This window comes from Agrobacterium tumefaciens, from assembly GCF_005221385.1.
Lineage (GTDB): Bacteria > Pseudomonadota > Alphaproteobacteria > Rhizobiales > Rhizobiaceae > Agrobacterium > Agrobacterium tomkonis.
In genome coordinates, this window is the sequence record NZ_CP039903.1 from 182,873 (window position 1) to 195,480 (window position 12,608).

Annotated in this window: 10 protein-coding genes; 9 read left to right on the top strand and 1 reads right to left on the bottom strand. The window is 59.5% G+C overall.

Translation table 11 applies throughout. The features are described 5' to 3' along the window. Nucleotide 1 precedes the first annotated feature (1 nt). The 9 genes from cheR to CFBP6623_RS00975 all read left to right on the top strand — a co-directional run bounded on the left by cheR (nucleotide 2) and on the right by CFBP6623_RS00975 (nucleotide 8,964). On the top strand, nucleotides 2-910 hold the full coding sequence (gene cheR / locus CFBP6623_RS00935; protein ID WP_046800729.1) for a protein-glutamate O-methyltransferase CheR: 909 nt from the start codon (nucleotides 2-4) through the stop codon (nucleotides 908-910). Continuing rightward, the gene (cheB, locus tag CFBP6623_RS00940; protein ID WP_046800554.1) at nucleotides 907-1,962 is read left to right on the top strand and encodes a protein-glutamate O-methylesterase CheB; all 1,056 of its coding nucleotides are present in this window, start codon (nucleotides 907-909) and stop codon (nucleotides 1,960-1,962) included. The genes cheR and cheB overlap by 4 nt, the downstream gene beginning before the upstream one ends. Continuing rightward, nucleotides 1,962-2,351: a chemotaxis response regulator CheY2 gene (gene cheY2, locus CFBP6623_RS00945; RefSeq protein WP_003515008.1), complete on the top strand. Its 390-nt coding sequence runs from the start codon at nucleotides 1,962-1,964 to the stop codon at nucleotides 2,349-2,351. The genes cheB and cheY2 overlap by 1 nt, the downstream gene beginning before the upstream one ends. Continuing rightward, complete coding sequence (gene cheD, locus CFBP6623_RS00950; RefSeq protein WP_046800555.1) at nucleotides 2,348-2,893, top strand: chemoreceptor glutamine deamidase CheD; 546 nt, start codon at nucleotides 2,348-2,350, stop codon at nucleotides 2,891-2,893. The genes cheY2 and cheD overlap by 4 nt, the downstream gene beginning before the upstream one ends. Nucleotides 2,894-2,907: 14 nt before the next feature. After that, complete coding sequence (gene cheT / locus CFBP6623_RS00955; protein ID WP_046800556.1) at nucleotides 2,908-3,291, top strand: chemotaxis protein CheT; 384 nt, start codon at nucleotides 2,908-2,910, stop codon at nucleotides 3,289-3,291. Between the two features lie 129 nt (nucleotides 3,292-3,420). After that, entirely contained in the window at nucleotides 3,421-5,103 is a 1,683-nt protein-coding gene (gene fliF / locus CFBP6623_RS00960) for a flagellar basal-body MS-ring/collar protein FliF (RefSeq protein ID WP_046800557.1), read from the top strand. Between the two features lie 371 nt (nucleotides 5,104-5,474). Next, nucleotides 5,475-6,206 (top strand): transcriptional regulator VisN, encoded by a 732-nt coding sequence (gene visN, locus CFBP6623_RS00965; protein ID WP_052760248.1) that lies wholly within the window; start codon nucleotides 5,475-5,477, stop codon nucleotides 6,204-6,206. 53 nt (nucleotides 6,207-6,259) lie between these two features. Beyond that, a complete protein-coding gene (visR, locus tag CFBP6623_RS00970; RefSeq protein WP_046800731.1) occupies nucleotides 6,260-6,961 on the top strand; it encodes a transcriptional regulator VisR in 702 nt (233 codons plus the stop codon). A gap of 155 nt (nucleotides 6,962-7,116) precedes the next feature. Beyond that, on the top strand, nucleotides 7,117-8,964 hold the full coding sequence (locus CFBP6623_RS00975; protein ID WP_080842297.1) for a methyl-accepting chemotaxis protein: 1,848 nt from the start codon (nucleotides 7,117-7,119) through the stop codon (nucleotides 8,962-8,964). Between the two features lie 52 nt (nucleotides 8,965-9,016). Here CFBP6623_RS00975 and CFBP6623_RS00980 read toward each other — a convergent pair whose 3' ends face one another. Continuing rightward, a complete protein-coding gene (locus tag CFBP6623_RS00980; RefSeq protein ID WP_046800559.1) occupies nucleotides 9,017-12,526 on the bottom strand; it encodes a PAS domain-containing hybrid sensor histidine kinase/response regulator in 3,510 nt (1,169 codons plus the stop codon). Nucleotides 12,527-12,608 lie beyond the last annotated feature (82 nt).

The following is a 12,608-nucleotide window of genomic DNA, read 5'->3' on the forward strand; positions in this document are numbered from 1 at the left end:
CATGGCAGCACTTAATTTCAGTGACCAGCGCCAGTCTCCGGACGACGTTCTTGCCAGCGGTGAATATCCGCTGACGAGACGCGATCTGTCGGAGATCGCTGCGATGATCTATGCGGATGCGGGTATCTATCTCAACGACACCAAGGCGTCGCTGGTCTATTCCCGCCTGTCGAAGCATATCCGCAATCTCGGCCTTTCCGGTTTCCGCGAATATTGCACGCTGGTCTCCTCAACCGAGGGCGCAACGGCGCGGCGCGAGATGTTGTCGCATCTGACGACGAATTTCACGCGCTTCTTCCGCGAGAACCATCATTTCGAACATTTGCGTGACGAGGTCCTGCCGGGTCTCATTGCAAGAGCAAAGAGCGGTGGGCGTGTCCGTATCTGGTCGGCGGCCTGTTCCGACGGGCAAGAGCCCTATTCGATCGCGCTTACCGTGCTCGCCATGTTCCCGAATGCGGCGGACTACGATTTCAAGATCCTGGCGACGGACATCGATCCGAAGATTTTGGCGCAGGCCCGTGCCGGCGTCTATGACGACAACGCGCTCGAAACCGTTTCTCCCGCCATGCGCAAGCAATGGTTCACGGAGGTCGATGCCGGCGGGCGCCGCAAATTCCGCATCGACGACAAGGTCAAGCGCCTCATCACTTTCAACGAATTGAACCTGATGACGCAATGGCCCTTCAAGGGCAATTTCGACGTCATCTTCTGCCGGAACGTCGTCATTTATTTCGACGAGCCGACACAGACGCGCATCTGGTCGCGTTTCGCCGGCCTGCTGCCGGAAGGTGGGCATCTCTATATCGGCCATTCCGAACGCGTCGCCGGTGATGCCAAGAACCTGTTCGACAATACCGGCATCACCACCTACCGCTACATTGGTCACGCATCCGGGAGGAAGGCATGAGCGCACTCGCACGGGTACTCGTCGTCGATGATAGTCCAACGATGCGCGGCCTGATTTCGGCTGTCCTCAAGGCCGATCCGGAAGTCGAGGTGGTCGGGCAGGCCGGCAACGCCATGGAAGCGCGCGCCGCCATCAAGCAGCTCAACCCCGATGTCGTGACGCTCGACATCGAGATGCCGGAAATGAACGGCCTCGAATTTCTCGAAAAGATCATGCGCCTGCGGCCCATGCCGGTGATCATGGTCTCGTCGCTCACGCATCGCGGTGCGGACGCGTCGCTTGCGGCTCTTGAAATCGGCGCCTTTGATTGCGTCGGCAAGCCTGCTCCGGGCGATGCGCGTCCCTTTGGCGATCTCGCCGACAAGGTAAAGGCTGCCGCCCGCTCCCAACATGCCGCCTATCGCGCGGCTCGTCCGGAAAGCGCCGCGGCAGTGCAGCCTACCCCGGTCAGCGACTATCGGGCGGGTCGTAAAGTCGTGGCCATCGGTTCATCCACGGGTGGCGTCGAAGCGCTGATCGCCGTGCTGCAGAAGTTTCCGGCCAATTGCCCGCCGACCGTCATCACCCAGCACATGCCGCCGACCTTCACCCGGAGCTTCGCCGAAAGGCTGAACCGCATCTGCGCGCCCGTCGTGGAAGAAGCGACGGATGGTGCACGCCTGCAGACAGGCAAGATCTATCTCGCGCCGGGCGGTGAACGCCACCTGCAGATCGCCAACCGGGCAGCACCCTGCTGCCGGCTCATCGAGCGTGATCCTGTCAACGGCCATCGTCCCTCCGTCGATGTGTTGTTTGATTCGGTGGCCGAGCTTGCTGGTCGCAACGCCGTCGGCGTCATTCTCACCGGCATGGGCCGCGATGGCGCGGCCGGACTGCTGAAAATGCGCCATGCCGGTGCGCGCACCGTCGGCCAGAACGAAAAAACATGTGTCGTCTACGGCATGCCCCGCGTGGCCTATGAGCTCGGTGCCGTCGAACAGCAATTGCCGCTGGCCTCCATCGGCGAAGAAATCCTGAAACTAACCACTGCCCGCAAAGAAGGTGCTGACTAATGTCTCTCGCAGAAAAGATCAAAGTTCTGATCGTTGACGATCAGGTGACCAGCCGGCTGCTTCTCAGCGATGCGCTGACACAGCTGGGCTTCAAGCAGATCACTGCCGCCGGCGATGGCGAGCAGGGATTGAAGATCATGGAGCAGCAGCCCCATCATCTCGTCATCTCCGACTTCAACATGCCGAAGATGGACGGTCTCGGTTTCCTGCACGCCGTGCGGGCCAATCCGACTCTTAAAAAGGCGGCCTTCATCATCCTCACGGCGCAGGGCGACCGCGCGCTGGTGCAGAAGGCGGCGCAGCTCGGCGCAAACAACGTGCTGGCCAAGCCTTTCACTATTGACAAGATGCGTGCAGCCATCGAGGCGGTTTTCGGATCGCTGAAATGATTGAAGCTGCGGCCAAACGCGTACATATCATTCAGGGCGAGTACAAGGTTGTCAGCGATCCCGACGTGGTCATGACGACGATACTCGGTTCGTGCGTGGCCGCCTGTCTGAGAGATCCCGTTGCCGGGCTTGGAGGAATGAACCACTTCCTGCTGCCGGGAACGGGCAATGTGACCGGGGGAGATGCGACGCGTTACGGCGTGCATCTCATGGAACTTCTGATCAACGGCCTTCTGAAGAAGGGCGCCCGCCGCGACCGGCTGGAGGCCAAGGTTTTCGGCGGCGCGAAGACGATCGCCAGCTTCTCGAATGTCGGCGAGCAGAATGCCATCTTCGCCATGCAGTTTCTGAAGGACGAAGGCATTCCGGTCATAAGCTCTTCCACGGGCGGAGAGCATGGCCGCAAGATCGAGTTCTGGCCGGTCTCGGGTCGCGCGCGTCAGCATCCGCTCAGCGGCGCGGAAACCCAGAAGACGGTCGCCATGGAAACGCGTCCGGTGCCGGCTCCCAAGCCCGTCGCCAACGACATCGAATTTTTCTAGTCACGGAGTTTCCAATGCAGATTGCAGACCACGCCGGTACCGCTCCGTTCGAAGAAGCACTGCCGGATGTCCTCATGCGCGTGGTGTCGGAGCTGCACGATGTCGCCTATCTCATAGAGCGCATCGAGCCGCAGTTGCTGGAAGTGACCAGCGGTCAGTTGTCGGGCGATGGCATCAAGTTGCTGCAGGGCATTGATCTCGCCGTTCAGAAGACCCGCGGTCTTGCCGAATTCATCGACACCATCACCGGTTCCATTCCCGGTGAATGGATCGTGGATGTCTCCACGGCGCTCAGCCTCGTCAAGCTTGCCGAAATGCAGAAGGCGCTGGGCGCTGCCTTCCGGCACGGCCATTCCCAGCCGCTGGACAAGACTTCCGGCGACTTCGACCTGTTCTAGACCGGATTTCTGCCGACGTTCCTTTCCTCGCTGAATGCGGAGAAAGGCAACGCTCGCGCAAGCTTCGCACCCTATTGTCATTACGGGGCCAAAAGGTCTCGGATTCTATGAATGACGGTGCGGAACAGAATGAATCTGTTAAATCAAATCCCTCAGGTCCTGAAGAATTTCGCGGCGCTGGGTCAGACACGGCTGCTGATGCTGGGCGGCGTGGGCGTTTTGTCCATGGCCGTTATCCTTGCGGCAGCGCTCTACGTGAACCGTCCCGCCTACGAGACCCTTTATGTAGGGCTTGAAAAAAGCGACCTCAACAAGATCAGCATTGCGCTCGCCGAATCGGGGCTGGACTTTCAGGTGGGAACCGACGGTTCGAGCCTTCAGGTTCCCGTTGGGCTGACCAGCAAGGCAAGGCTGCTTCTGGCCGAACGCGGTTTGCCTGATAGCGCCAATGCCGGTTACGAGCTTTTCGACAATGTCGGTTCTCTCGGCCTGACCTCCTTCATGCAGGAAGTGACGCGCGTTCGCGCCCTCGAGGGTGAGATCAGCCGCTCCATCCAGCAGATCGATGGGATTGCGGCCGCACGCGTCCATATCGTCATGCCTGATGTCGGCAATTTCCGCCGTGGCGAACAGAAGCCAACTGCATCGGTCATGATCCGCGCCAGCGCCACCGCAGGTCGCAAGGCCTCCGCCTCCATCCGTCACCTCGTCGCCTCGGCCGTTCCCGGCCTTGAAGTCGATGATGTGACGCTGCTCGATTCCACCGGCCAGCTTCTGGCTTCCGGCGACGACGTCACCAACGCCGCCATGAACCGCTCGCTGACGCTGGCGCAGAACGTCCAGCAGGAAATCACCACCAATATCGACAAGGCGCTGGCGCCTTTCCTCGGCATGGACAATTTCCGCTCGAGCGTCACGGCGCAGCTGAACACCGACAGCCGCCAGATCCAGGAGACCGTGTATGATCCGGAATCGCGCGTCGAGCGTTCTGTCCGCACGGTAAAGGAAGACCAGAAATCCCAGGAAACGCAGCCGGATACGGCAGCGACCGTGGAACAGAACGTACCGCAGGCAGCCCCGCAGGGCGGCGGCGGTGGCCCGCAGTCCTCCGACCAGTCGGCCAAGAAGGAAGAGCAGACCAATTACGAGATCAACTCGAAGACGGTCGCTACGGTCAAGAACGGCTATACGGTCGAGAAGATTTCGGTCGCCGTGGTCGTCAACAAGGGTCGCATTGCCAAGATGGTCGGCGAACCCGTCGATCAGGCCAAGATCGACGCCTATCTTGCCGAAATGCAGAAGATCGTGACTTCGGCGGCGGGTATCTCTTCCGATCGCGGTGATATCGTGACGCTGACGGCAATGGACTTCCTTGAAACGCAATTGCTCGATGAGGCCGCCAGCGGTCCGGGCATCATGGAAGTGTTAAGCCGCAATTCGGCCGGCATCATCAACTCGCTCGCTTTCGTCGCTGTCGCCTTCCTCGTCATCTGGCTTGGTGTGCGCCCCCTGGTTCGCACGGTCGCCGGCAATGGCGCGGCTGCGGGTCAGCTCAGCCAGGAGACCGCCGGTCTCGAACTGCCGGATTTCTCTCCGGGCATGGATGCAGGTGCTGGTGGTCTTATGGAAGGTTTCGGAGCGGATTTCGGCTTCGACAGCACCGACGATCTTCTGGCGGGTGGCGACAGCGAAGGCACCTTCAACCGCCGGGTTCGCGAAGGACCGGAACGCAGGCTCTCCCGCATGGTGGAAATCAGCGAGGAAAGAGCAGCCAAGATCCTGCGCAAATGGGCGGTGGAAAAGGCAGCGTGATTTTGAAAAGGCCGGGCTCACCCCGGCCTTTTTCGCATTTTCGGGCTTTTTACTATCCTTGGTCGCCGGGCCGTGGCATTCTCGTTTCAGGACAGTGTTTACAAAAAATTCATCAACGATACAGTTTGCTGGGAATAGGCTGAGAATGACGTTTATGGATTGGCCAGCTTTTCAGTATGTTTTTTTAGCAATAGACGAATGAGGAAATACGTGGAAAGGCTGTTGTCAGGTAATGGCAAATTCCGGTCGGTTCCATAAAATGAAGTGATTCGGTCTCCGGGGGCGTGCCATTCCATTTTGGTAAGCTTCTTGAATGGAATGATTCCATCCCGATGTATAATCTCCCACTGGGAGCAAGAGGGCGTAGGCGATTGAAAGTCGATGTTGATATCCGCAGGCTGTCTGCCAAGCCTATGGAGGGCATGGGTAAGCCCTTGCCGCGCGATCAGCTTGCCAAGAACGTCGCAGCCACGGCCGCTGCCGGTAACGTTGCAGGCGCACTGGATTTGCTCGTAACCTACGCCGGCGCCTCGCATTATCTGCTGGCGCGGGATGACCTTCTCGAAGAAACCGGGCTGAAATTCATCGTCACATCCGACTGGCCTTTCGATCTGGTACGCAGGCTCGGCATTGAACTGACGAACAGCCAGAACAGATCGAGCGAAATGGAAAAATGCCTTTCGCTTCTGCGGCCGCGATTATTGTTTCTTCCCGACGATGTTTCTGTTCCCTACGGTATCGACCGGCAATATTCCGCACTGTCTTTCTGCGTGGGCCGCATCCGCCTTTCCCTTCTGCTGCTGTTTCCCGAACACGCTGTTCCTTCACCGGAGCGTCTGCGCGAAATCGCCCTGTTGACGGGTTATTGCGTCAGTTTCGGCATCGCCAGCGAAGCAAAGGCCGTGCGTGATATCGATCTTACCGAGCGCGAGCTCGAATGCCTGTTCTGGATTGCAGAAGGCAAGACAAGCGACGAAATTGCGATGATCCTTGGCATTTCGCGCAATACGATCAATAATTACATTACAAGCGTGATGCGTAAAACCGCGACAAAAACCCGCTCGGAGGCAATTGCCTACGCCGTGCGCAACAACCTCGTATAATGGTCGGACGGATGGTACAGACGAAAGACAATGAGGGTACAGGTCAAACGGGCATGTTTTACCGCAGCCCTGTCGCAACGAGCCGGTCGGATCTGTTTCCGAAGCTCGTCGCCATGCAGAAGCTGGTCGGCGCACGAAATTTCGTGGTGACGAAGGCTGCCGCTTCCGGTTTCCCCAACAAGAAGAAGCTGACCTGCGAGCTGGAAAACTGGGGCATGAATGCCGCAGAACAGAGCACGCAGTTCATCCGCGCCGTCGGTGATATTCTTCTCGATCATATCGAGACGTCGCTGTTGCCGGTCATCTGGCGCAACAAGAATGCCGGCGGCTTTGCCGATCTTCCCGATGTTCCGGCGTTGCTGCGCCGGATCGAAAACGACACCTTGCCCTATGCCGGGCTGGCCATGCCGGTGCGGCTCGGCACCATCGGCAACGGTTACATCGTTTTCTGCGGCACCAATCTCGTTCTCGACAATGAGGTCGTCATCGAGCAGCACATCAAATGCTGCGAGATCATGGTGGATATGCTGGCGCTCGACGAACGCAAGGCTGCGCCCTCGGAAGCACTGAGCGAGAGGGAAATCGCCTGCCTGCAACTGGCAGGTGACGGCCGGATCAGTGAAGAGATCGCGGTCAAGCTCGGGCTTTCCGTGCACACGGTCAATGCCTATCTCGGTTCCGCGACGATCAAGCTCGATTCCGTCAACCGCATTCAGGCAATCGCAAAGGCCATCCGGCTCGGCTATATCCACTGATGGCGGGCGGGGGCTCCCCCGCACTGCATCCCCGGGTTTTCAGGGCCGCAGGCCGCGGCAGGCCTGCCGATACGCCATGGTTCCGGCGTCTCATTTCGCGTTTTTTAACAGTTGCCAGCTAGAACTGTCGCAGGTTTGGCTTTGGGGAACTGTTCATGCACAACCGGCTCTTTAAGACCGTCGCGAGCAAAGTCGTCGTGCTGACGATCGGCTTGATCATGCTCAGCGTGGCGGCAGTTGGTTTTTCCACCTACATGCGCTTGAAGGATAATATCATCACCACCGCGCTGCGCGATACCAACAGCGCAATGCGCAACATGGCGATCCTCTACGAGATGAAGGTCGGTGGCGTCGCGCTGGACATGGGCGATGGGCAGCTCAAAAGTGTCAGCCGCGCCAGCATTGGGACGCTGCGCGACAACGACCTCGTTGATCGCACCGCGGCAGGAAACGGTGGCATCGCCACGGTTTTTGAAACCAAGGCCGGTGAATATGTCCGTATGATCACCAATCTGAAAAATGAAAAGGGCGAACGCGCGGCAGGCACCAAGCTTGCCACCGATCATCCTGCTTTCGAAAAAGTCAGCAAGGGCGAAGCGTATTTCGGCCCGGCCACGCTTTTCGGCGTCAGTTACATGACCGGTTACATGCCGGTTATCAACAATTCCGGCGCCACCGTCGGCATTCTTTTTGTCGGCGTCCCCATGGCCGTTTACGAAGCCCAGATATTCGGCCTGCGCGACCTGATGCTGATCTGCGGTACGTTGGCCATGGGCGGAGTCGGGCTTCTCGCCTATTTCGTAATCAGACGCACATTGCAGCCGCTGGGCAAACTGACGGACGCGGTGAAGTCTCTTTCGGACGGCAATCTCGACACACCAATCCCCTATGCCACCAATACCAATGAATTCGGCAACATCGCCCGCGCTCTGGTGATCTTCCGCGAGAATGCGCTTGATAAACTGGCCATCGAGGGAAGAAGCGCCGATGAACGCTCGGTGGCGGAATCCGAACGCCACCGCAACGACGCGGAAAAGCAGGCGCTGGACAGCCAGATCGAATTTGCAGTCGGTGAAATCGCATCCGGTCTCGGCAGGCTTTCGCGTGGCGATCTGAGCCGCACGATCGAGACACCTTTCACCGGCCGTCTGGACCGGCTGCGCACGGATTTCAACGAATCCCTGCTCAATCTGCGCGATGCGCTGGGGCAGATCCGTGAGCGCACGCTCATCATCCAGCATAGCGGCTTTGAAATCGAGCAGTCGTCGGTTGATCTGTCGAAGCGCACCGAAAATCAGGCGGCCTCGCTGGAGGAGACCGCCGCCGCCGTCGAGGAAATCACCGCAACGGTCAGATCGTCGGCCGAGCGGGCGCGGGAGGCCAATGAGGCCGTCCGCATTACCAAGCAGAGCGCCGACAGTTCCGGCTCGGTCGTCAGCAACGCCGTTGATGCCATGGGCCGCATCGAAGGCGCCTCGCGCAAGATCGAGCAGATCATCGAGGTCATCGACGATATCGCCTTCCAGACCAATCTCCTGGCCTTGAATGCCGGCATCGAGGCGGCGCGTGCGGGTGAGGCGGGCAAGGGTTTTGCCGTGGTGGCGCAGGAAGTGCGTGAACTGGCGCAACGTTCCGCCGATGCAGCCCGCGAGATCAAGCAGCTCATCAACCAGTCGACGCACGAAGTCAGCACCGGATCGAAGCTGGTGCAGGAGGCGGGCACGGTTCTTTCCGCCATCAGCCAGCAGATCGTCACCGTCAGCCAGCACGTTGAAACCATCGCGACCGCGACGCAGGACCAGTCATCGGCGCTTCACAACGTCAACGGTTCCGTAAACCAGATGGACCAGATGACGCAGCAGAATGCAGCACTTGCCGAGCAGTCGAGTGCGGCGAGCCGGGTGCTGTCCGGCGAGGTGGAGGCCTTGCTCGATCTCGTCCAGCGTTTCCAGATGGAGCAGGGTTCGGCGGCGGGTAGGGATCGATTGAACCGGGCCGCCTGATACCCCCAATTCGCAAAATCAAGAACTCCCGGATCGCAAGGTCCGGGATTTTTTATTCCGCCGCTGCCCGTGCCGTGCTGGATATCTGGTTGATATAGGCGCGCAGCGCCGCCGGTTTGACCGGCTTATGCTGAACGGAAATCCCGTATTTTTCGGCATCGCTGCGCACTTCGGGACTGCGATCCGCCGTCACCAGCAGGGCAGGGATCGATTTGCCGTAGAATGTGCGGATGAGGCGGATGGCGCTGATGCCGTCACCATCATCGAGATGGTAATCGGCGATGATGATATCAGGCGCTGCCGCCAGTTTCAGGAAGGGTTCTTCCAGCGTCGCCACCGAACCTGCCGGCAGAACCTCGCAACCCCATCCCGTCAGCAACAGCGTCATGCCCTCGAGGATTTTTGGCTCATTGTCGATGCACAGGACGCGCACCCCCTGCAGGCGATCGCTCGCCGCCGCATTGCTGACGGCGCCGCCGGATTTGGCTGGCGCAACGCGGTCTGATTCACGCGGCAGATGAATGCGGAAGGTCGTACCCTTGCCGGGCGTCGAAATCAGCTGCACGGGATGGTGCAGCATGCGCGACAGCCGGTCGACGATGGAAAGGCCGAGCCCAAGGCCGGAGGCCGTTTTTGCGCCCTCGTCCAACCGGGCGAATTCCTTGAAGACGGTGCGGAATTTGGAGGCGGGAATGCCGATGCCGGAATCCGTCACCTGAATGACGACTTCGCCGCCCCGGCGGCGGGCACCGACGACGACCTTGCCCCTCAGCGTGTATTTGATGGCGTTCGAGACCAGATTCTGCACGAGCCGCCGCAGGAGATTGGGGTCGGAACGGACCGTGAGTGAGGTGGGCATGACCACGAGGTCGAGGTTCTTTTCCTGCGCCATGGGTGCGAAATCGGTTTCGATGCGTTTCAACAGCTCGTTTAGCGGCACCGACGTCATGCGCGCCTTCATCGAACCCGTGTCGAGGCGGGAAATATCGAGAACGGCGCCGAGAATGGTCTCGACCGATTCCAGCGCTGAATCGATATTGTGGACGAGATCGCTTTCTCTGGAGACGCCAAGCCGTTCGACAAGCGAGGAGGAATAGAGGCGCGCTGCATTGAGCGGCTGGAGAATGTCGTGACCGGCGGCGGCGAAGAACCGCGTCTTGCCGATATTCGCCTCGTCGGCGGATGCTCTTGCCTCCGCCAGTTCGCGGTTGACGCGGGTAAGCTCGACGGTTCGTTCCGCCACGCGCTGCTCCAGCGTTTCGTTGGCCTGTTTCAACGCCTGATCGCTCGCCACCCGCTGCGTGATATCGGTGAAGGTGGCGACGATGCCCTTGTCCGGCATGGTGTTGGAGCGCACTTCGATAATGCGCTCGCCGCCAGCCAGTACCAGCGAGAAGGGCAGGTCCATGGTCAGGAAACTGGTGATCAGCTCGTCCGTATCACCGGCCGGCATGTCGCCGCGCTCCTGCAGCATGGCGACGATATCCGTCAGTGGCACGCCCACCTGGCCGAATTGTTCGGGCAGGTCCAGCAGGGTGCGGAAGCGCCGGTTCCAGATGGTCAGCTGCTGCGAACTGTCGAAAACAGCGATGCCCTGATCCATCTGCGCCAGCGCCGTTTGCAGCATATCCTGATTATATTGCAGGGCTTCACTGGCCTGATCGAGCAGCCAGGCGGTGTCTGCGCTGGTATCTTCCGCCTTCTGGAGAATGATCGACAGCACGAGGCGGGCCGAGGAGGAGCCGATGGCGCTGCCAAGCAATTGTTCGGAGAAATGGATCAGCGCCATGTCCGCCGGCTGGTCATCGTTGAGCTTCCGGCCAGCCGTCTTTTCATAGGTGGCGAGTGAGCGCAGCATGCGCTCTTCCCCGAGATAGCGGGCGATCGCGCTTTTGAGGTCGCCGACGCTCACACGGGTTTTCCAGCCGCGTGTGGCGAATTGCGATTTCGAATGACGCTTGACGAAAATGCCGGACTGGATCCGCTCCACCGGCCGCGGGTTGCGCGATAGCGAGCCGAGCACAAAGGCCATGCTGTTGACGAGCAGACTGAGGATGACGGCATTCACAAACGGATCGGCTTCCGGTCCGTTGAAGACTGTACTGCCGGAAAACAGGAAACCGAGAATATTCGCAGCCACTTCGGAATTGTCAGGCCCGCCGAAGCTCGGCAGAAACAGCAGATAGGCCCAGACGAAAAAGCCCGAACTCAGGCCGGCAATTGCGCCACGCGCATTGGCGCGCCGCCAGAACAGGCCGCCGAAAAGGGCAGGGGCCATCTGGGCGATGGCGGCGAAGGCCAGGAAGCCGATGGAGGCGAGCCCTGTCGTGCTGTCGGCGGCGCGATAATAAAAGTAACCCAGCAGCATCACCGCGAAGATCGCCGTCCTGCGGATATTGAGCAGCGTTTTGGCGAAATTGTCCCGGTGCGGCGAGCGGTTCAACAGCTTCTGCCGCAGAAAGATCGGCATGACGATGTCGTTGGAAATCATGATCGACAGCGCCACCGAAGCAACGATAACCATTGCGGTTGCCGCCGAAAATCCGCCGATGAAGGTAATGAGGGATACGACCGGCATCTGATGCGTAAGCGGCAGTTGCAGGACGTAGAGATCGGCGCTGCCGTTTGCGCCGAGCGTCAGAATGCCGGCGAGCGCGATCGGCAGCACGAAGATGTTGATGGCGATGAGATAAAGCGGCAGGAGGAACCCCGCCATGCGCAATTCTTCCGGCGTGCGGTTTTCCACTACGGTGACGTGGAACTGGCGCGGCAGAAGGATGATGGCGAAGCCGGATAGCAGGGTCATGACAATCCAGCGGCTGACGGGCGTGTGATAGGATATGGCCCGCATGGCCTGTTCATTCTCCGTGGCGAGCCGCCACAGATGCACAGGCCCGTCGAAAAGGACGAACAGCACGTAAAAGCCGACGGTACACATGGCGACCAGCTTGACCAGCGATTCCATCGAAATCGCCAGAATGAGCCCGTCCTGATGTTCTGTGGCGTCGGTGTGGCGGGTCCCGAACATGACGGCGAAACCGGCCATGACGATGGTGACGACCAGCGGCAGATCGAGGAAATAAAGATTGCCGCTGCCAATGCCGTAGTCACCGGGATCGACCATCGTCGCCACCGAATTGGAAACGGCTTTCAGCTGCAGGGCGATATAGGGAATGGCGCCCACAAGCGCGATGACGGCGACGATCATCGCCACGGTGGAGTTCTTGCCGTAACGGGCGGCGATGAAATCCGCAACCGATGTCAGTTTTTCCGTTTTGGCCAGCTCGACGATTCGGCGAATGATCGGCATGCCGATGGTGAAGGCAAGGATCGGCCCGGTATAGATGCCGAGAAACTCCAATCCTTTGTCGGCCGCAAGCCCGACGCCGCCGAAATAGGTCCAGGAGGTGCAATAGATCGCAAGGCTCAGCGCATAAACGAACGGCCGCCCCTTCTTCGGGGCGTTTCTTTTCCGGCTGTTTCTATCCCCGAAGCTTGCAACCGCAAACAGCAGCAGGACATAAGCGAAGGCCGAACCGAATATGATCCACCCAGGAAGCACGCATCCTCCCCATGCAAGAATTCCCTGATATGAGCATAGGCGAATTCCATGCGGTTGAGAATGAGCGCGGTCTGATCATAAA